The 20,654-nt window shown below is 60.8% G+C and carries 19 protein-coding genes; 11 read left to right on the top strand and 8 right to left on the bottom strand.

Annotated elements, in window-relative coordinates; genetic code table 11:
- Positions 1–900: a patatin-like phospholipase family protein gene (locus AC1D2R_RS07680; protein ID WP_477966383.1), complete on the top strand. Its 900-nt coding sequence runs from the start codon at positions 1–3 to the stop codon at positions 898–900.
- A gap of 74 nt (positions 901–974) precedes the next feature.
- On the opposite strand, the gene AC1D2R_RS07685 is transcribed toward AC1D2R_RS07680, so the two are convergent.
- Complete coding sequence (locus AC1D2R_RS07685; RefSeq protein ID WP_477966385.1) at positions 975–2,786, bottom strand: monovalent cation:proton antiporter-2 (CPA2) family protein; 1,812 nt, start codon at positions 2,784–2,786, stop codon at positions 975–977.
- A gap of 119 nt (positions 2,787–2,905) precedes the next feature.
- Here AC1D2R_RS07685 and AC1D2R_RS07690 point away from each other — a divergent pair, with 119 nt between their 5' ends.
- The 6 genes from AC1D2R_RS07690 to lpxK all read left to right on the top strand — a co-directional run bounded on the left by AC1D2R_RS07690 (position 2,906) and on the right by lpxK (position 8,714).
- Positions 2,906–4,252, top strand: a complete 1,347-nt coding sequence (locus tag AC1D2R_RS07690; protein ID WP_477966387.1) for a TldD/PmbA family protein — start codon at positions 2,906–2,908, stop codon at positions 4,250–4,252.
- Between the two features lie 17 nt (positions 4,253–4,269).
- Positions 4,270–5,070 carry a 3'(2'),5'-bisphosphate nucleotidase CysQ gene (locus AC1D2R_RS07695; RefSeq protein ID WP_477966389.1) on the top strand — a complete coding sequence of 267 codons (801 nt, stop codon included), beginning with the start codon at positions 4,270–4,272 and terminating at the stop codon, positions 5,068–5,070.
- A gap of 69 nt (positions 5,071–5,139) precedes the next feature.
- Positions 5,140–5,385, top strand: coding sequence for a DUF4170 domain-containing protein (locus AC1D2R_RS07700; protein ID WP_477966391.1), 246 nt, complete (start codon positions 5,140–5,142; stop codon positions 5,383–5,385).
- A gap of 136 nt (positions 5,386–5,521) precedes the next feature.
- Positions 5,522–6,841 (top strand): lipid IV(A) 3-deoxy-D-manno-octulosonic acid transferase, encoded by a 1,320-nt coding sequence (waaA, locus tag AC1D2R_RS07705; RefSeq protein ID WP_477966393.1) that lies wholly within the window; start codon positions 5,522–5,524, stop codon positions 6,839–6,841.
- Between the two features lie 12 nt (positions 6,842–6,853).
- A complete protein-coding gene (locus tag AC1D2R_RS07710) occupies positions 6,854–7,567 on the top strand; it encodes an HAD family hydrolase (RefSeq protein WP_477966395.1) in 714 nt (237 codons plus the stop codon).
- Positions 7,568–7,673: 106 nt separating this feature from the next.
- A complete protein-coding gene (lpxK, locus tag AC1D2R_RS07715) occupies positions 7,674–8,714 on the top strand; it encodes a tetraacyldisaccharide 4'-kinase (protein WP_477966397.1) in 1,041 nt (346 codons plus the stop codon).
- A 4-nt stretch (positions 8,715–8,718) separates the two neighbouring features.
- Here the strand turns inward: lpxK and AC1D2R_RS07720 are convergent, their stop codons facing one another.
- Entirely contained in the window at positions 8,719–8,949 is a 231-nt protein-coding gene (locus AC1D2R_RS07720) for a DUF2093 domain-containing protein (RefSeq protein WP_037059721.1), read from the bottom strand.
- Between the two features lie 68 nt (positions 8,950–9,017).
- A complete protein-coding gene (gene mutL / locus AC1D2R_RS07725; protein ID WP_477966399.1) occupies positions 9,018–10,835 on the bottom strand; it encodes a DNA mismatch repair endonuclease MutL in 1,818 nt (605 codons plus the stop codon).
- A gap of 176 nt (positions 10,836–11,011) precedes the next feature.
- Here mutL and AC1D2R_RS07730 point away from each other — a divergent pair, with 176 nt between their 5' ends.
- Positions 11,012–12,730, top strand: coding sequence for a response regulator (locus tag AC1D2R_RS07730; RefSeq protein WP_477966401.1), 1,719 nt, complete (start codon positions 11,012–11,014; stop codon positions 12,728–12,730).
- Between the two features lie 124 nt (positions 12,731–12,854).
- Positions 12,855–14,210, top strand: coding sequence for a putative bifunctional diguanylate cyclase/phosphodiesterase (locus AC1D2R_RS07735; protein ID WP_477966403.1), 1,356 nt, complete (start codon positions 12,855–12,857; stop codon positions 14,208–14,210).
- Between the two features lie 77 nt (positions 14,211–14,287).
- Here the strand turns inward: AC1D2R_RS07735 and AC1D2R_RS07740 are convergent, their stop codons facing one another.
- From AC1D2R_RS07740 to AC1D2R_RS07760, 5 genes are all read right to left on the bottom strand, one after another.
- Positions 14,288–14,902 carry a PRC-barrel domain-containing protein gene (locus tag AC1D2R_RS07740; RefSeq protein WP_477966405.1) on the bottom strand — a complete coding sequence of 205 codons (615 nt, stop codon included), beginning with the start codon at positions 14,900–14,902 and terminating at the stop codon, positions 14,288–14,290.
- 252 nt (positions 14,903–15,154) lie between these two features.
- On the bottom strand, positions 15,155–16,042 hold the full coding sequence (locus tag AC1D2R_RS07745; RefSeq protein ID WP_477966407.1) for an SMP-30/gluconolactonase/LRE family protein: 888 nt from the start codon (positions 16,040–16,042) through the stop codon (positions 15,155–15,157).
- 5 nt (positions 16,043–16,047) lie between these two features.
- Positions 16,048–16,680, bottom strand: coding sequence for a 2-dehydro-3-deoxy-6-phosphogalactonate aldolase (locus AC1D2R_RS07750; protein WP_477966409.1), 633 nt, complete (start codon positions 16,678–16,680; stop codon positions 16,048–16,050).
- Between the two features lie 15 nt (positions 16,681–16,695).
- Positions 16,696–17,613: a 2-dehydro-3-deoxygalactonokinase gene (locus AC1D2R_RS07755; RefSeq protein ID WP_477966411.1), complete on the bottom strand. Its 918-nt coding sequence runs from the start codon at positions 17,611–17,613 to the stop codon at positions 16,696–16,698.
- A complete protein-coding gene (locus tag AC1D2R_RS07760; RefSeq protein WP_477966765.1) occupies positions 17,613–18,374 on the bottom strand; it encodes an SDR family NAD(P)-dependent oxidoreductase in 762 nt (253 codons plus the stop codon). The genes AC1D2R_RS07755 and AC1D2R_RS07760 overlap by 1 nt, the downstream gene beginning before the upstream one ends.
- 111 nt (positions 18,375–18,485) lie before the next feature.
- On the opposite strand from AC1D2R_RS07760, the gene AC1D2R_RS07765 reads away from it, so the two are divergent.
- The gene (locus AC1D2R_RS07765; RefSeq protein ID WP_477966413.1) at positions 18,486–19,277 is read left to right on the top strand and encodes an IclR family transcriptional regulator; all 792 of its coding nucleotides are present in this window, start codon (positions 18,486–18,488) and stop codon (positions 19,275–19,277) included.
- Between the two features lie 201 nt (positions 19,278–19,478).
- Positions 19,479–20,210: a helix-turn-helix transcriptional regulator gene (locus AC1D2R_RS07770; protein WP_477966415.1), complete on the top strand. Its 732-nt coding sequence runs from the start codon at positions 19,479–19,481 to the stop codon at positions 20,208–20,210.
- Positions 20,211–20,654: the final 444 nt, after the last annotated feature.

Genomic DNA, 20,654 nt, shown 5'->3' on the forward strand with positions numbered 1-20,654 from the left:
GTGCAGCAGGCCGAGATGACCAGTACCGGGGTGCCTGCCACACAAGAAGCGCCGGGTGGGTCGTCCTTGCCGAGAATTGCCGTCGCCTTCGGCGGTGGCGGTGCTCGTGGCCTCTCGCACATCCACGTTATCGAAACCCTTGACGAGCTCGGAATTCGCCCAGTTGCGATATCGGGCTCCTCGATCGGCGCGATCATGGGCGCCGGCATGGCGGCCGGGATGACCGGTGCCGCCATCCGCGAGCATGCGCTGATGACTGTAGGCAACAAGGGGGCGGTCGTCAGCCGGCTCTGGGGGCTTCGTCCGCAAACGGTGCGCGACGCTGTCGCCAACGGGGTTCGCATTGGTCAGTTCAACCTGGAGCGCATCCTCAAGGCTTTCCTGCCTGCCGAATTGCCCGAGCGCTTCGAGGATCTCACTATCCCGATGACTGTGACGGCGACTGACTATTACGGTCAGGCCGAAGTGCTTGTGAATAAGGGTGAGCTTTTCCCGGCGCTTGCCGCATCGTCCGCCATACCCGCCGTCTTCATGCCGGTTCGCCTGCATGGGCGTGTGATGATCGATGGCGGCATCAGCAATCCGGTCCCTTACGAATGCCTGATGGATCGTGCGGATATCGTCATAGGCATCGATGTGGTCGGCGCACCCGAAGGTGATGGAACCCACATCCCGAACCGCATGGAAAGTATATTCGGCTCTGGCCAATTGATGATGCAGACCGCAATCTCGCTGAAGCTCAGGCTGCAGCCGCCGCATATCTTTCTACGCCCCGCGGTCGGACGCACTGGCGTCATGGATTTCCTGAAGGCGAGAGACGTTCTCACCATGTCGGTCGGCGTCAAGGACGAGCTGAAATATGCGATTGATCGTGAGATCGAAGCGCGCCTCAGGGCTTAGAGCAATTCCAGCGTTCGGAATTGCGTGGAAAAAGGCTAGAGGGCTTTCGCTTTTCGGAGAAAGGCGGCAATGCCCTAGGCGTCCGCTGTCGCTTCTGCGGTGCCGGCCAGAAGATCATCATCATCGAAGTCTGCAGGGCGTTTGGGCTTCATCAGCGGCTCGGGCTTGACCGGTTGCGAGAACAGCATATCGCGTCCCGCCTGCAATCCTTGCGAGACCTGCAGCACCAGGCGCTGTTCGTCGCGGCGGCGGATATCCTCGCCGATCTCGTAGGCGTCAGTTTCACTGATTCCGAGCGCTTCCAGCGTCCGCCGCCCGAACAGCAAGCCGGATTCCAGCGTCTCGCGCAGTTCGTAGTCGACGTTGAGGTTGCGCAGTGCAATCGAATGGATGCGGTCAAAGGAGCGCACGAAGAGCTTCGCGTGCGGGTAGTCCGCCTTCACGAGTTCCACGATCTTGTCGGTGACTTCGCGCTTCTGCGTGCAGACTACGGCGATCTTGGCATGGTCGATGCCGGCGGCCCGCAACACGTCCTTGCGGGTGCCGTCGCCGAAATATATGCGGAAGCCGAAGGATGAGGCTTGGCGGATACGGTCGGCGGAAACGTCGATTACGGTTACCGCACGCCCGCCGGCTAGCAGTATCTGTGCCGCGATCTGCCCGAAGCGGGAGAACCCGACCATCAGGACATCGGCGCCGGCCCCCGCGAAATCCTCGTCGATCTGTTCCCGTTCCTCCCCCTTCAGCAACCTTTTCGACAATATGACGCCGATCGGCGTGAGCGCCATGGAGAGCGTGATGATCGCGATCAGCAGGGATGACGTGCTCGAAGGCATCAGGCCGGCTGCGCCCGCTGCAGAAAACAGCACGAAGCCGAATTCGCCGCCCTGCGGCAACAGGAAGGCGATACGGATCGCATCGTCGCGGGAGGAGCCGGTCAAGCGGCAGAGAGCATAGATGACGATTCCTTTTGCGGTCATGATGACAGGCACCGTGACGACGATGAGGAATGCATTGTCCCAAAGCACGTCCAGATGAAGCGACAGTCCGACGGCAATGAAGAAAATGGCAAGCAGCACACCGCGGAAGGGCTCGATATCGGCCTCCAGCTCGTGCCGATAGGAGGATTCCGCCAACATCACGCCGGCAAGAAACGCACCCATGGCCATCGAGAGACCGGCAAACTGCATCAGGCTCGCCGACCCCATGACCACGAAGAGCGCGGCCGCGATCATCGCCTCGCGCGCTCCGGTGCGGGCGATGACCTGAAAAAGCGGCGTCAGCAGGTATCGGCCCATGACGACCATCGCGCCGATGGCGCCGATCGCCAGGGCGAAATCGAGAATCGGCGCGCCGTGCCCCTTGCTGGTGTCGAGAATGTTGATCAGCGCCAGCAACGGCACGATGGCCAGATCCTGGAACAGAAGCATCGAGAAGGAGCGCTGGCCGTACCGCGAGTTCACCTCGCCCTGGTCGTCGAGAATCTGCATCGCGAAAGCGGTGGAGGAGAGCGCAAGTCCGAAGCCGGCGATGATGCTCCCCCGCCAGTCGAGAATGCCGGAAAGATGGGCCAGCAGCGTCAGCAGTAGCCCGGTCACCCCCACCTGGGCGGTTCCGAGCCCGAAAATGTCGCGCCGCATCTGCCACAGGCGACTTGGTTTCAGCTCCAGGCCGATGATGAACAGCAGGAAGACGACGCCAAGCTCGGCGACGTTCAGGATCTGCTCGCCGTCCGTAAGTCCATGAAAGACGGGACCGATCACGATCCCGGCTGCGAGGTAGCCGAGCACCGTTCCAAGCCCAAGCCGCTTGAAGATCGGTGCCGATACGACGGCGCCGCCGAGCAGCATGATCGTTTCAGTAAAAATCGCGTTCGGCTCGGACATGGTGCGGCATTCTTTCTCGGTGGGAAGGCGGCGCAAGCAGGACTGAAAAGAATCGGCGCTCCCGGCCTTGATGCTTTCCGTAGCGCACAATAAATGGAACGCGAAGGAAAGGCCAAATCATGTCCTCTAAAATCGACTCCTCGACGCTTCTTTCCCGCGCTAGCCAGCTGATCGACCTCGCGAAGAAGGCAGGAGCCGACGCCGCCGATGCGGTCGTCGTGCGCTCCCGCTCGCAATCAGTCAGCGTGCGCCTTGGCAAGGTGGAGGGAACGGAATCGTCCGAAAGCGACGATTTCTCGCTGCGCGTCTTCATCGGCAAGCGCGTTGCGAGTGTTTCCGCCAATCCGGGCTTTGATCTTTCCGCCCTTGCTGAGCGTGCCGTTGCCATGGCCAAGGTATCGCCGGAAGACCCGTTCGCCTGCCTCGCTGATGAGGACAAGCTCGCGACGTCCTATCCCGACCTGCAGTTGCTCGACACGACCGAGGTGTCGTCCGATCAACTGGCGGAGGCCGCTCTTGCGGCCGAGGCCGCAGGGCTGGCGGTCAAGGGCGTCACCAATTCGTCCGGCGCCGGCGCGTCTGCCGGCACGGGCGGCCTCGTTCTCGTCACCTCGCACGGCTTCGAGGGCAGCTACATGGCGTCTCGCTTCGGTCGCTCTGTCAGCGTCATTGCGGGCGAGGGTACTGGCATGGAGCGCGACTACGATTTTGACAGCCGCATCTATTTCGCCGAGCTGGACGATGCGTCCGATATCGGCCGGCGTGCCGGCGAGCGGGCGATCAAGCGTCTTAACCCGCGTCAGGTCGATACCGGCAAGGACGTCACCGTGATCTTCGATCCGCGTGTTGCCCGCGGCTTCGTCGGCCACATCGCAGGTGCAATCAACGGCGCCTCGGTTGCCCGTAAGACGAGCTTCCTGCGTGACAGGATGGGCCAGCAGGTCCTCAAGGCGGGGCTGTCGATCACAGATGACCCGTTGATCGTGCGCGGTCCGTCGTCACGTCCCTTTGATGGCGAAGGCATCTCCGGCGAGAGGCTGGTGATGATCGAGGACGGCATGCTGAAGCACTGGTTCCTGTCGACATCGACGGCGCGCGAAATCGGGATGGAAACCAATGGACGCGGCGTGCGCGGCGGTAACGCGGTGACGCCTGCGTCGACGAACCTTGCGCTTGAGCCAGGCATGGTGTCGCCCGAGGATCTGATCCGCAGCGTCGGGAACGGTTTCTACGTCACCGAGCTGATCGGCCAGGGCGTCAACATGATTACCGGCGAATACAGCCGCGGCGCCACTGGCTTCTGGATCGAAAACGGTGAACTGACCTTTGCCGTTTCGGAGGTTACGATTGCGTCAAACCTGAAAGACATGTTCATGCGGGTGACGCCGGCAAACGACATCGACCGCAAGTATGGGGTCGCTGCGCCGACGCTCGCGATCGAAGGCATGACGCTTGCGGGCCGCTGACGGATTGGATTGAAGGAATGAGCGACGTGGATATGGCCCGCTGGCAGAGCGATCTGGAATTGATCGCTGACGCTGCAAGGCAGGCGGGCGCCGTCGCTCTCAGCCATTTCAACCGGTCGCCGGAGGTGTGGTGGAAGAACGAGGGCAGATCCCCCGTCAGCGCCGCCGATTTTGCCGCCAACGAAACGCTTCAGGCCATCCTTCGCACCGCGCGCCCGGACTACGGCTGGCTTTCCGAGGAGACGGACGACAATCAAGAACGGCTCTCCCGGGCAACGCTGTTCATCATCGATCCGATCGACGGTACCCGGGCGTTTCTGGCTGGCCAGACCCTCTGGTGCGTGAGCGTCGCCGTTGTCCATCGCGGCCGGCCGGTCGCCGGCGTACTGTACGCGCCTGCTCTGGATGAGTTTTACGAAGCGACGGCGGGCGGTGTGGCGCTGAAGAACGGCAAACCTATCACGGTATCGGCATCGGCGCTGGAAACGCCCGCACGTTTCGCCATCGCCGAAGACGTACTCAGCGGATTTCCGGAGATGCTGCGGCGCCGGATCGAGCGCGTCAGGCACGTGCCCTCGCTTGCCTATCGCATTGCAATGGTGGCCGACGGCAGTATCGACGGAACCTTCGTCAAGCGCAATTCGCACGACTGGGATCTTGCTGCAGCCGATCTCATTTTGGAGCGGGCAGGCGGAGGTCTCGTCGATCTCGATGGAAACGATCTCGTCTACAACAAGGCGGAGGTCCGCCACGGCGAACTTTGTGCCGCTTCCCGGCAGCGTCTGAACGACTTGATAACGCACGTCGGCGCGCGATGAGGCAGTTGACGTTTTCGTCAAAATCCCTCAGATGAAGCGGCGGAGGAGCAGACAAGGAAAGAGACTACGATGACGAATTCCGGTGAGAAGAAGCAGCTGTTGCACCTCGTTTTTGGCGGTGAACTGGAGAGTCTTGACGACGTCCAGTTCCGCGATCTCAGCGGCCTGGATATTGTCGGTATTTTCCCGGACTACGCCTCCGCATTGACGGCTTGGAAGTCTAAGGCGCAGTCCACTGTGGACAATGCGCACATGCGTTATTTTATTGTCCATATGCATCGCCTGCTGGATCCGGAAGACAGGACCGGCAAATAAGCGCAGATCGCGGCGAACTGCTCCTGGTCGCCGAGGCGGCTGCTGACGCATTCTGAACAAACTGATCGGTCATTCCGGCCGCAACGATAATTGGGAATGGGTTCATGTCGATCATCCTTGATCGGAGACATGTCAGATGAGCGGTCGCATGGCGCGGGTAGCGCTGGGCGTCTATCAGACTGCGGGGATGCTGTTTTCCCCGTTTGTCGGCGGGTATCTGGCGTATCGTGCCGCCAAGGGCAAGGAAGAGCGCGCCCGCCGGCTGGAGCGCTCCGGCTATGCGAGCGCCGACCGGCCTGCAGGACCGCTTGTATGGTTTCATGCGGCAAGCGTCGGCGAGATGAATGCCGTCATTCCGCTGATCCGGGAAATCCGGCGCCGCGACATTCACGTCATTTTGACGACCGGTACCGTCACGTCAGCGAAACTTGCCGCCGAGCGTATCGGCAACGAGGCAATCCATCAGTACGTGCCGCTCGATCTGAAGCCGGCTGTCAGCCGCTTCCTGAGCTACTGGCAACCCGATTGCGCCATCATTGCCGAGTCCGAAATCTGGCCGGCGACTGTACTGGAGCTTGGACGGCGCCGTATTCCGCAGATCCTCGTCAATGCCCGCATGTCGGATCGTTCTTTCGATAGATGGGGCCGCCGGCCATCTCTTGCCGAAGCGCTGTTCGAAAATCTGGCTCTCGTCATCGCGCAGTCGGATGTGGATGCGGAGCGTTTTCGCGATCTCGGCGCCCGCCAGGTGATCATGTCGGGCAACCTGAAGGTCGATACCGATGCGCCGTCTTATGAGGCGGCTGTTTTCGCCCGCTACAAGAAGCAGATCGGCGAGCGAAAGACCTGGGCTGCGATATCCACGTTCGACGGTGAGGAAAAGGCGGCCGGTATCGTCCATCGCACGCTGAAGGAGCGCGACGGTCAGTTGACGATCATCGTGCCGCGTCATCCCGAACGCGCCGACGCCGTCGAGGAGGAACTCGTCAAGCAGGGCCTCAAAGTCGCCCGTCGCACGCGCGAGGATATCCTGTCGCCTGACGTCGATGTTTTCCTGGGTGACACGATCGGCGAGATGGGGCTCTATCTGCGCCTGACGGAAGTGGCGTTCGTCGGCCGTTCGCTGTTTGCCGAGGGAGGACAGAACCCCCTGGAACCCGCCATGCTCGGCTGCGCCGTCCTGTCGGGCAGCAATGTCCAGAATTTCCGCGAGGCCTACCATGCGCTCGCTCGCCGCGGCAGCGCGCGCATGGTTCGCGACACCGAAATGCTTGCAAAGGGCGTGCACTATTTGCTGAGCAACGACCAGGCGCGCCGCAATATGATCGAGGCCGGCATCGTGGCTGTGCAAGAAATGCGTGGAGCACTGACGGCGACGGTGAAGGGACTGGAACCCTACATCAACCCGCTGACGGTCAAGGCAAGATTACTGCCGAAGACGGCGGTACAACGCTGAAAGCAGGTTGGCATGCGGGCGATCAAAGGCATTCTCTTCGACAAGGACGGCACGCTTCTCGACTACGACGAGAGCTGGCTGCCGGTGAACCTCGAACTGGCGCGGATTGCGTCCGAAGGCGATCCGCAGCTCGCCGATCGCCTGTTGTCAGCATGCGGCATGGATCCGGCAACTGGCCATATCGTTCCCGACAGTCTGCTGGCGGCAGGAAACACCCGGCAGATCGCCGATGGGCTGGTGGCGGCCGGTTCCGGGATTGATGCCGCCGAACTGACGATCAAGCTCGATGAGCTCTTCTCCAACGCCGCCGAGTTTTCCGTGCCGGTGACGGATCTGTCGGCCTTCTTTCGACGCCTTCATGCTCGCGGCTTTCGTCTCGGCATAGCGTCGAGCGACAACGAGCGCTCGATCCGGCGGACCGCGCAGCGCTTCGGCTTCATCGATTTTGTGGATTATGTGGCAGGCTACGACAGCGGCTTCGGCACCAAACCGGAGCCAGGCATGGTTCTTGGCTTCTGCGCCGCGACAGGTCTTTACCCGGCCGAGATCGCCGTTGTCGGCGACAACAACCACGATCTTCACATGGGTCGCAATGCGAATGCTGGTGTGACAGTTGCGGTCCTGACGGGCACCGGATCACGGGAGTCGCTCGCCGCAGCCTCGGATTATTGTCTCAACGATATCACCGAGCTTGAGGGGCTGTTGCCCGATCTTCAGCTCGCCTGATCGATCAAAGGCTTGCTTTTTCTTGAAAATTGCCTTCTCTTTCTGCCCGGTTGGGGATGAGAACCGCTGGCGCCACGCTCGCGGTCCGAAAAGCAGGGCGGCAAGAATGGTATCCGAAGCGCCGCCTTTCTGGTGGACGAAGGCCGATTGGCGTGCCTGGGCGCTCTATCCTGTTTCCTTTCTCTACGGTCGAATTTCCGGATATCGCATGGCGAATGCCAAGCGGGCGACGGTGCCCATTCCGGTCATCTGCGTCGGCAATTTCACCGTCGGTGGAGCGGGCAAGACCCCGACCGCGCTGACGATCGCCCGCGCTGCCAAAGCCAAGGGCCTGAAGCCCGGCTTCCTCAGCCGCGGCTACGGCGGCTCGCTCGATGTCACGACAGTCGTTGATTTGGCCCATCACCGCGCCGTTGACGTCGGCGACGAGCCGCTGCTTCTGGCTCGCGAGGCGTTGACAGTCATTTCGCGGCGACGCGTCGAGGGCGCTAAGCGCCTCGTCAAGGAAGGCGCCGACCTGATCATCATGGACGACGGTTTCCAGAGCGCGCGGCTTGCGATCGACTACGCGCTCCTGGTAATCGATGCGACCCGCGGCCTTGGCAATGGCCACATCGTACCGGGGGGGCCAGTTCGCGCACCGATCCGCCAGCAGTTGCGCTATGCGACCGCATTGCTGAAGGTAGGCACAGGGACTGCCGCCGATACGATCGTCCGTATCGCCGCGCGTGCCGCAAAGCCTTACTTTACCGCTGCTCTGAAGGTGTCGGCGGGCGCCGATCTGGCCGGGCGAAGCGTTCTCGCCTTTGCGGGAATTGCCGACCCGTCAAAGTTCTTTCGCACCGTTGAATCCGTCGGCGCGCACATCGCAGTCCGCCAGTCGTTCGGCGATCATGAGCACCTGACGGAGGATGAGATCGACGACATCCTCAAGACAGCCGAACGCGAAGGTCTTCAGATCGTCACGACGTCGAAGGATTTCGTGCGCCTGGCCGGCCATCACGGCAAGGCCGAGCAGCTTGCCGCACGCTGCAGGGTTATCGAGGTGGAGATGGCGTTCGCAGATCACCTTGCGCCGAGCCTCATCATCGATCGTGCCGTCGAAGCCTGCCGGGAGCGTCGACTGAAGGAAACGAGGAAGGCTTAGCGCATTACCGCTTCTGGTTCGGCAGCACGCCGGCACGCTTGTCGGCTTCAAGCGACGACATGGCGTCGGCATAGGGCTCCTGCCGAGCAACGCTCCAGTAGCGCAGTTCATCGAGCGGAATCTGCTTGCCGGTAATCGCGCAGACGACATAGGAGCCCGGCGACAGGATCTGAAAGTCCGCATCGAGATACTTAATCTGTGCCTCGCGGTTTCCATTTCCTTCAAACAAGTTCATACGCTCCGTTCCTTGCGGCCTGTCATTTCCCTGCCATAACCCGACGCAGACGCCATTGCCAGCATTTTTCAGCTTCTGCCGAACAACCGCTCGATGTCCGAAAGCTTCAGTTCGATATAGGTCGGCCGCCCGTGGTTGCACTGGCCGGAACCGGGCGTGACTTCCATCTGGCGCAGCAGCGCATTCATTTCTTCGGGCCGCAGGCGTCGGCCCGAACGCACGGATCCGTGGCAGGCCATGGTCGCGGCCACGTATTCAAGCTTCGCCGATAGACCTGATGCTGTATCCCATTCGGCGATCTCGTCTGCCAGCTGGCGGATCAGCCCGGATGCATCGACCTCGCCGAGCATCGCCGGCGTTTCCCTGACCGCGATCGCGCCGGGCCCGAAGCGTTCAATGGCAAGGCCGAGTTCACCGAGGTCGGCGGAAAATTGCATCAGCCGGTCGCAATCCTCTTCCGGCAGATCGACGATTTCAGGGATAAGAAGAACCTGCGAAGCCAGCCGCTTGGAGTGGAGCGCCTTGCGCATCGCCTCGAACACCAGACGCTCATGCGCGGCGTGCTGATCGACGATGACAAGCCCGTCGTCGGTCTGCGCTACTATATAGTTTTCATGGATCTGTGCCCGCGCGGCACCCAGGGGGAAGCGCGCCGCCGTTTCGGAAACAAGTGGCGGCGAAGTCCAGGATGGCTGTGAGGCTTCGCTGCGCGCTGTGGGTGTTACGAGGCCGTCAAAGGATGCCTGTGGTCGCTCGCCGAAGCCGTTGTTGGCAGGCTGATGGTATGGCCGCGAGGGTGATGTCTCTGCAGACCATGGCTGCTGCGGACGCTGGGCGTTCGGCTGGAAACCCGGACGGAACGACCGCAGCATGCCGTCGGCGCCGGTCGTTGCCGCGCGGCTGCCGTCGCGGGCAAGAGCTTCGCGGATTGCACCGACGATCAGGCCGCGCACCAACTGCGGGTCGCGGAAACGCACGTCGGATTTCGCGGGATGAACGTTGACGTCGACCAGCGCTGGATCGATTGCGATCGACAGGACCGCGACGGGATAGCGCCCGGAGGGGATGGTCTCTGCGTAGGCGCCGCGGATCGCCGAGAGGATCAGCTTGTCCTGCACCGGTCGACCGTTGACGAAAGCATACTGATGCGCCGAGTTTCCGCGGTTGAAGGTAGGCACGCCGGCGAAGCCGGTCAGCGTAACGTCTTCGCGCGCGGCATCAATCTCGATGGCATTGTCGCGGAACTCCTTCCCGAGGATCTGCGACATGCGCGCGAGATGGTCGTCGCCGGTCGCGGGAAACTCCAGCGTCGCTCGGTCCGTCCCCGACAGCACGAAGCGCACGCCGGGAAAGGCGATCGCCATCCGCTTGACGATCTCGGTAATCGCCGCAGCCTCGGCTTTCTCCGTCTTCAGGAACTTAAGCCGCGCTGGCGTTGCGAAAAACAGATCGCGGACCTCGACGATCGTGCCGGGATTGGAAGCGGACGGGCGCAGATACAGGAGCTTTCCACCCGCGACCGCGATTTCGCTGCCGCCGGCGCTGTCCCTGCGGCGGCTGGAAATGCTGAGCCGCGCCACCGAGCCGATCGAAGGCAGAGCCTCGCCGCGAAAGCCGAGGGTCCGGATGTCGTCCAGCGTGTCGGAGATCTTCGAGGTGCAATGCCGCCTGACCGCGAGCTCAAGGTCCGTTTCGTCCATGCCTGCGCCATTGTCGGAAACCCGCAGCAGGCTCTTGCCGCCGCCGGAGGTCGCGATTTCGATGCGGGTTGCACCCGCGTCGAGCGCATTCTCGATCAATTCCTTGGCAGCGCTCGCCGGCCGTTCGATGACCTCGCCGGCGGCGATCTGGTTGATGAGTGTCTCGGAAAGCTGTCTGATGGCCATGTGCTCATTTTCGCGGATTCGTGGGCCGGAGGGAAGGGAGAAAGCGCAGCCGGCGAAGCTTGTGCCGCCATAATGCTCGGGTGTTTATTGTTAAGCACGCCTTAAGACAAACCTGCCATTTTATCCAGATATTTCGAGTAATGTATTGTAATTGCACAGATGTAGGACGCGTGAGCATGGGTGCCGGCTTCGAAAAAGCGGACACATCATCTATGAGTGGCGAATTGCCGGCTGAAGCCAGTCTGCAGACAGCGCTGTTCGACGCGGTTTGCGAAAGTCTTTCCTCCGCGTTCATTGTCTATGACAAGGCCGATCATATGGTCTTTGCCAGCAGGCAGGTCCTGGACTACTTTCCGATCTCTGCGGCCATGCTCAAGCCCGGCACGCGGCTTCGCGACTTCCTGGGCGCCATCTACGATACCGGCATCCGCACCCAATCGACAGGCAGCAAGGGCGCGATCAGCCGCGAGGACTGGTTATCTCAGAAGATCGCCACGCATTGGCGCGAGCGTTTCGAAGCGGTCGAACGGCACGCAAACGATTGCTGGATACGCTTCCAGAAGCGGCGTCTGACAAGTGGATACGGGGTGTGTGTCATCTCGGATATTTCCGAGGACAAGAAGCGTGAGGAACAGTGGCGGCTGGACCTTGAGCGGGTCCAGTTGACCGAGGATATTCTCGACAACCTGCCGTTCCCGCTCTTCGTAAAGGATCGCAATCTAAATTACGTCGCCGTCAACATCGCCTTCTGCGAGAAGTTTCAAACAACGGTGGACGAGGTGTTGGGACGCAAGAGCGCCGATCTCTTTTCGCCTGAGATTGCCGCGCGGTTCGAAGAGAGCGATCGTCACGTGCTGGAAACAGGAGAGATGTCGGTCTCGCGCCAGCGGCAGGTTTCCCGCGACGGTTCGGAGCGGGACATTGTCTCCCGCAAGCACCGCATCGGCAAGCCGGGGCGATATTTCCTTGTCTCGACAATGCAGGATTTACCCCGCGAGGGCGCCGATCTCGATGAATTCGAACTGGCATCGACGGTAACGACCTCCAGCAGAAGCTCCTACCGTCGCGCCTATGTTCCCAACGGCAACGGCGAGCGCCGCGAGCCGGCGGCCATGGAGGCGATCGTGCCGGAGAACTTCTCCGGCCGGAAGATCGTGGTGGTGACGGGCGACATTGCCGCGGAGACGGCTGCACTGAGGACGCTGGCGAAATATGGCTTCGAGGCGTGTTCCGTGCACTGCGAGGACGAACAGGAGCAATTCCTCGAAATCGCGACATCGGCCGGAATCTCGCTGGATCTGCTCATCGTCGACAATCAGATGGGAATGCGCTGCCTGGAGCTCGCCGAGCAGTATGGTATTCCGTCACTGGTGATGGATGGGTTTCAGCTTGCCAACGAGCTGACCTTCCAGATTGCCAGGCACTTCAACCGCAGCAATCGCGGCAGCACGCCAGTCACCATAGACACAGCGTGGGAAATAACGACCACCGAAGAGGTGCGGGCGCTCGATGTGCTGGTCGCAGAAGACAACGACATTAACCAGATCGTCTTCTCGCAGATCCTCGAAGGCCTCGGCTATCGGTATCTGATCGCCGCCAGCGGTGATGAGGCCGTGCGGCTGTGGACGGAGCACAAGCCGAAGATCGTTCTGATGGATATCTCGCTGCCCGGCTTCAATGGCTTCGAAGCGGCGCGGCTGATCCGGCAGGTGGAGGACGGCGGCCCCTCGAGAACGCCGATCATCGGCGTGCTGACGCAGGCGTTCGAGCGTGACCGAGCCGAATGCGCGAAAGCCGGAATGGACGACGTCATCATGAAGCCGGTCAGCCCCGACATTCTCGAGACGATCTTCCAGAAATATATCAGTATCGACGGTGTGCAGGCCAGACTATAGACAGCAGCGTCAACTCCCAAGATCTTGGGAGTGAACACGGTTACAATGGGGGTCTTCCAATATCGAATTTTTAAGACTTGCCCGCCATCCTGCCGCCTGTTGGGAAAACTCCTGGGTCTGAGCGATGATGTTGGCCGATATGCCGTTGGTGCCCGTAAGCCAGAATGAGCTTCAGACGATGGCCTATACGGATCCGCTGACCGGGCTGGGCAACCGCTATCGCATGCGAGACCGCATCGCCCAGATATCGGCAGAGCGCGCCAGCGACCCGGCACCCTTCACCATCGGCATCGCCAATCTCGATTCATTCAAGCCGATCAACGATCTCTTCGGTTCCAGCGCCGGCGACGAAATTCTATGCCAGGTGGCCCATCGCCTCAAGGCGTGCATTCCGGACGGCGCGCTGGTCACCCGACACGATGGCGACGAATTCGCTTTCGTGCTGCCGCTGATCTTCGAGCGCGCGAGTGCCGAGAAGTTCGGGCAGATGATCCGCGAGGTCCTGTCCGCGCCTTACGATCTCGGCGACCGAAACGTCCGCCTCTCGGCATCCTTCGGCTTCGCCATCTACCCCTTTGCAGGCGAGGAATTCGAGGAGCTGAGCAAGAACGCGGAGACGGCGCTCTACCGCTCCAAGCGCCGCGGCCGCAGCCAGATCACAGTCTATTCGCGCGAGATCGCTCAGGAAATGAAACGAGCGACACAGCTCGAACAGGCGCTTCGAAACGCCATCATCTCCGATGCGATTGACGTGCATTTTCAACCGATCGTTTCGCTTGCCAATAGTCAGGTCGTGGGCTTCGAAGCTCTTGCCCGCTGGAACGATCCCGATCTCGGCTTCGTTTCGCCCGGTGTCTTCGTGCCACTTGCCGAAGAGCGCGGCTTTATCGACGCGCTCTCCGAGGCGTTGTTGCGCAAGGCGGCCGAAGCCGCACTCTCCTGGCCGCGCGAGCTTTTCCTCTCCTTCAATCTCTCTTCTGCCCAGTTGATGGATCCAGGCACGAGCGGGAGCGTGCTTTCGATTCTCGGCCGGGTCGGGTTCGATCCCCATCGGCTTGAGCTCGAGATCACAGAAACGGCAGTCATGGGCTCGGCCGATACGGCCAATCGCATCATCGCTGATCTGCGCCAGGCGGGTGTACGCATTTCGCTCGACGATTTCGGAACCGGCCAGTCGAGCCTCGGGCGCCTGCGCGATTTCATGTTCGACAAGATCAAGATCGACCGGGCCTTCGTCTCCCGCATCAATTCGGATCGCGCCTCCGAACACATCATCAAGGCTATCCTGACGATGTGCGAAGGCCTCGATCTGGAGGTGGTGGCGGAAGGTATCGAGGACTACTCCGAGGCGACCAAGCTTCGGATGCTTGGCTGCGCCATGGGCCAAGGATATCACTTCGGCAAGCCAGCCGACAGCATCGCGACATTGCGCTTTCTGCATGAGAACTATTACGACGCCGGTGAACGGGCCATCGCATAAAAGCCGATGGCGCCCTTTCGGACGCCATCGGTTACGCGGTACTCACTGCGCAGTATTCCAAGTCGTGCGCAGCATTCCTAGTTGTTGGTGGTGGAACCGGTTGCAGTGGTGTCCATTGCGCCAGGTGCCGGTGCCTTTTCGGCCGTCTGCATCTTCAGCGTCTTGAACTCCGGCGCTGCCTTCAGCGACTCCACCGTCTCCGAGGTCGTCAGCTTGACGCTGCCGTCCTGCGTGTTCTGAGCGACGGTAACCTTTTTCATCGGAACGGCGACGTTCTTTTCGCCGATGCCGAGGAAGCCGCCGACGCCAATCACTGCAGCGACGATGCCGCCGTCCTTCTCCATGATCAGGTCGTTGACGCTACCGATGCTTTCGTTCTGGCCGTTATAGACAGACTGACCGATGTAGGTGTTTGCGCTCACCTGATCTGGCGACTGTTCCGTCAGATAGATGCCGGCACCAGCCTGTGCGGTGTCGGTCGTTGCTGCCGGGGCGGGGACCTGCGCCGCATCGCTGGCCGGAGCCATTACGTCCGGAGCCTTCGGCGGTGCAGCGGGATCGACCGGAGCAGCCTGTGTTGCCGGAGCGCCCGGCGTTGCCGGCTGGGTTGCACTCTGCGAAAATGCTGCCGGTGCGAAGGCTGTGACAAACAGGGCGCTAGCGGCGACGGTCGTCAGAAGTTTGCGTGTCATATCGTACCTACCTTTACGTTCCTTGGTGATCTCTAGCCTGACGCGTCACCCCCCGAGAGGGCGTGTTTGCCTGGCCAGTTCTTTATTGAAATGAATGGGTTGGCTATTGGTTCCGATAAAAAGACACGGAAAAATTGACAATATGTGCGGAACTTTTCGGCAGGTTTGGTTTCGCACGAGGCTGTTAGGACCATCATAAGAAAAGGGCGCCGCTCGCGGCGACGCCCTATCAAACGCTCCGTAGGGACTGCTTCAGAGCACGTAGGCGGGATCGAAAATACCCTTCACTGTGATGCCGAGTTCGAGAAGCGCACCAGCTTCCGGTTGTGTCGCGCGCGTCGCCTCGTCCAGCCCTTCCCAAGCCGTGGTCACGGCAAGCCGATCGGCGTTGGGGCCGATAAAGGCAGGGCACGAGGGCTGTGCGGTCGGGACCTTGTAGCGGGCAATGCGCAGGCCGTCGGGGCTGTAGCGGTCGACCGAGCCGCCGCCCCAGCGGGCATTCCAGATATAACCGTCGGCGTCCACCACCGAGCCGTCGATGCCGCCTTCTTCCTCCATGCTGTCGACCAGTACGATCGGCTCCCCGGTCGGAAGTCCGGTTGCCGGATCGACCATCACGCGCATGAGACGGCTGAGCCTGGTATCGGTATAGTAGCCGATCGAACCGTCAGGCGAAAAGCAGATCGAATTCGGAATGCTGATCGCATTGAAGATCTTCGTCACCTTGCCGCGGGCAACATGGTAGATCGCGCCGGCATGCGTTTCGGCGCGCTTGCTCATCGTGCCGACCCATAGGGAACCGGAGGGATGCGTGCGGCCGTCATTCGAACGGTTCTCCGGTTGGTCGGTTTCGAGCGCGGCATGAAACGTCAGTTGGCCGCTTTTCGTATCGCGCACGAAAAGTCCCTCTTCGGTTGCCAGCAGCTGCCGATCGGTGTCGATACGCGCAAGCACGCTCGCCATCATTGGCAAGGCGTGGACCTTTTTCTCCTGCGTGGAAAGATTGAGCGCGTGCAATTCCTTGCCGAGAATATTGAACCACCAGACAGTGTTGGTATCGGGATCATAGGTCGGTCCTTCGCCAAGCACCGAATTGGTGCTGCAAAGTGTCTTGCCCTCGAACTCATGAATTTCCGTCATACGCCTCAAGCTCCTACCGCTGCGTCGTAGGCGTAAATGGTCGCCCTGGCGCGCTCGGCAACCTCTGCGACAGTCATTCCCGGCTTGTAGATGCTGGTGCCAAGACCGAAGGCCATGATGCCGGCATTCGTATAGTCCGCGAAATTCTTGTCCGAAACGCCGCCAACGGCAGCAATCGTCAGTTCCGGAGGCAGGATCGCACGGATCGCATTGATCCCGGAAGGACCGAGTACGCTGGCCGGGAAGAATTTCAGCCCGGTAGCGCCGGCGCGCGCCGCCGAGAGCGCTTCGGTCGGCGTGAACACGCCGGGCATGGTGACCATGCCGTAGTTGCGGGCGCGAATGATGACGTCTGGCTCGACGTTTGGCGTGACCAGCAGCTTGCCGCCGGCCGAATGCAGGCTGTCGACGGCTTCCGTCGTCAGCACGGTGCCTGCGCCGATCAGGCAATCGGCCGGAGCCATCTTCGCCGCGATCTCGATCGACTTGAACGGCTCAGGCGAATTCAGCGGGATCTCGATCGCTGTCAGGCCGTTTTCGATTAGCGCGCCGACCACGCCTTCGGTTTCCTCCGGACTGATGCCGCGAAGAATGGCGATCAAGGGGCGCTTCATAGTGGGGAAGGGGATGCGGTTCATCGCTCTTTAGCTTTCTCAGTTAGGCCAGATGGCATTGGCGGCTGCCGCAAGGCCACGGCGCACCGCGGTATCGGCATCGATTGTCGTGTAGGACAGAGATAGTGTCTTGAAGGCTGTTTCATAAAGGCCCTGCAGCCTGCCTGATGCGACAAGGCTGATGTTAACGCCCGTGCCTGCTTCCGAAAGCCCGCCGGCGATCTCGATGCCGATCAGGGTACCCGAAATCCGGGCCTGCGCGCCGGCGGCCGTCAGTCCGTGCAGCAGCTGTCCCGAGCGCGCGGTGAAGAACAGGTTGGTTGCCATGGCGGGACGCTCGAAGGCGGCGCGAACCGCGTCTTCGAATGCAGCCGTGTCCGCCGGCAGCTGGTCAGCAGCTGCCACAGCATGCGCGAGGATCGTGTGCTTGCTGATGGCGTCAAAGAGCTCGCCGGTCATGAAGCTCGAAAAGCCCGTGACGTTTCTGTCGGTCACGTGCACCCATTTCGAGTGGGTACCCGGCATGCAAACGGCCTGCGATCCCTTGCTGTCGGAGCCAAGCGCACCGAGAAGTTGGGTCTCCTCACCGCGCATGACGTCAGGCATTGCCTTGTCGCGCTGAGCGAGGCCCGGAAGAATGCGGACGTCTCGGCTCTGGCCGGGAACGGCGACGGCGCCGGCGAGAATGGCGGAAAGCGATGTGGGGACATCGATATATCCGGCTTCAACCCATCCCTGCTTTGCGCCCGCCATCCCGCAGACGATCACGGGTGTGGCGTCTGGCGCGCCGACCTTTGCGAGATGCGTTGCGAGCACGGCGGGGAACCCTGTCTTGGCTGCCGTCGTCATGCCTTCGTCGCTCCGGCTTTCGCCAAGGATGCTGCCGTCCGTGCCGATCAGCCACAGCCGGAAGCTGCTCGTGCCCCAATCGACCGCAATATAAGCGGGTTTTGCCATCAGAAAATGCCTCCATCGACAATAAGGGACTGTGCAGTCACAGCGGACGCGCAGTCGGATGCTAGAAACAGACACGGGCCGACGATCGCCTCGGCATGCAAGATTTTCTTGATGCACTGGCGCTCGACTGTCCGTGCTATGCCTTCCTCGGTTAGCCAGAGCTTCATCTGGCGATCGGTGATGATCATTCCGGGTAGGATGCAGTTGACGCGGATATTGTCCGGCCCGAGCCTGCCGGCCAGGCTCTTCGTCAGTCCTATCACGCCAGCCTTTGCTGCCGAGTATCCGGGGAACTCAGGCATGTTCAGGAGAAACGCGATCGATGACATGTTGATGATCGCGCCACCGCCCGCTGCCCGCATCGACGGGGCAACCGCTTGCGCAGCGAAGAAGACGTGGCGCAGATTGGTCGCTTGGTTGTCGTCCCAGTATTCTTCCGTCACAGTCTCGAAATCATGGCGGTCGTCTCGTGCCGCGTTGTTGACGAGCACGCCGATCGGACCTGAATGGGCGACAATCGCATCGACTGCATTGCGGACGGCGCCGATGTCGCGCAGGTCTGCCTGGTGAAATCGAACAGGATGCAGGGTATCTCGGGAAAGCCGATCGGCGAGCGCCCGGCTTACCGTTTCGGCGATATCGACGAAGGAAACTTTGGCACCCTGCCTGGCGAAGCCCTCGACAATGGCTGCGCCGATGCCGGAGCCGCCGCCGGTTACCAGCACGCTGCGATCCCTTAACTCTGGAAAAGACGCACTCAAGTTCGTCACCGTTTTCCTCCCGGCAGCAAGTATTCCATTATTCGGAACTCAATTTGACAATGTGGAATTATCGGATTATGCTGCCGCTCCTGTCAAGGCACCGGGACACGTATGATCGACGGGAACGAAATGACGCAGCAGCGGGAGACGGGCACGCTCGGCAAGTTGATGGTGCTCCTGGATGTCGTTACGCATGCGGATGGACCGCTGCGCTTCACCGACATCCTGGCCGCCGGTGAGCAGCCCCGCGGCACGCTCCACCGTCAGCTCGGACATCTCGTCGAGGAGGGGCTCTTGGAGATTGATGGCGATGGCCGTTATTCCCCCGGTCTGCGTCTGCTCGAGCTTGCGTCGCGCAGCTGGGCGCGCAACGAATTCAGATTGATTGCCGAGCCGCATCTGAATGCCCTGCAGCAGCTGACGAGCGAAACGGTACATCTCGGTGTCCTGCGTGGTGCATCGGTCATCTATCTGGACAAGGTGGAGGGACGCCAGCCGGTCAGAATGTATTCGCAGATCGGCAACGCTTCGCCGGTCTACTGCACCGGCGTCGGCAAGGCTGCGCTGTCGGTGCTGCCGGACGAGCGCGTGGAGGCGCTGATCTCCGGAATCACGTTTCAGCGGTTCACGCCGAGCACGCGAACGGCCGAAACCCTGTTGGCTGAGATGGAGGAGATCAGGAGAGACGGCACAGCTTTTGATCGGGAGGAGCATGAAGTCGGAATTCGCTGTGTCTCAGCGCCGATCTGGTCGGAAGACTTGTCTTTTGTCGGCGGAGTCTCCGTCACCGGCCCGGCCTATCGGCTGACGATGGAGCGGTTGAATGAATGGGCGTCTCCCGTTCGGCAGACGGCGGCAAAGATCATGAGCGGCATGCGCATCGGTCTCGGGCCGCGCCGCTGAGCGGAATCGCCATCATTTGCACCAAAATAAGAGTATTCTGATATTGTGATTTTGTGACGAATCATCACAATTGAACGTTGTCAATCCCCTGTCCTGGGGTGTATCTGCCGTCGGCTTGTGACCGGCGATGCAACCGAAGGCCTAAGAGACAACGTGCCGCCCCCTTAACATGCCCCCGAGAAACTCGAGTTAAAAGTACCAATGACCTATGTGCCGCAATCGTCTTCCGTAGACGTCTACGTAAGCGAAGTCGCCGGACTGAATACCCAGTTCGATATTTTTCGATTCATGAAGAAAGTGACCGAAGCGTATCGGACGCGTGCGTTTATGGTGTTCAATCTTCCATCCTCGACCGCGCGTGACCTGCAGAGCAATACGGTCATCACGAATTGGCCCGTTGAGCTTCTGTCAGCCTATGACCATGAAGGCCTCGTGACGAACAGCCCCGTCATGTTCCGGCTGCGCACATCGACTGTTCCTTTCTTCAATGATCTGTCGAAAGCCAAAGTGGACCGCGCGGACGGTAAAGCCGGAATCGTCGCTGCGATGTTCGAGCGTTTTAGGATGACGTGCTGCGCCTACTTCCCGACACATGACCCCTCAGGTTGCCGCGGTGCCATTTCGTTTTCCGGCGATCGCGAGGCGTTCGGTGCTGAAGAGATGCGTGAGCTGAATTACATCTCCATCCACGTGTTCGATAGGCTCGCCGAGATCCGGACGCTCGACAATCGCGTGGTCGACACTTTGACCGATCGCGAGATCGACTGCCTCAACTGGACTGCTGCAGGCAAGACTAGCGTCGAGATCGCGGAGATCCTCGGTCTGTCGGAGCATACGATCAATCATTACCTCAACCGCGCGACCAAGAAGCTGGACACCGTCAATCGTACACAGGCTGTGGCAAAGGCCCTTCGCGTCGGATTGATAAAATAATGGCTGCTTAAATTACGGGCGAAGTGAGGCGCTGAGCCTAAAAATACGCCAGTCGACACGTGTTGCCTGTGGTTGCACACGGCTACATTTCAGCGTTCGCGACGTCTTCCCATCTGGCATGTTTTCTGCTTCTGTATTGCAAGCGGTCCAGAGGGGACCTGGTAACGACGCCGTATCAACGGCGCGACCTGCACGCCGCCGTTCGATGTCTTGGCTCGTTTCTTGGCGAGAGGCCATCGGGCGGCGGTTTGTTGTATTTTGGATACGGGTTGTCATGCATTGGATGCCCGGCATTCACAATCTGCACCGTGCGGCTGGCATTTTGAGGAGCCTGCCCTAGAAATCCCTGATGCTTCGCAGCAGACCCGTTGCGCCATCAGGGCGAAAGCCCGGCGGACTTGATGGCGCGACGGGATACGCTAGCAGTGCATACACCCATTCCAG

It is taken from the genome of Rhizobium sp. P1_C7, assembly GCF_056406295.1.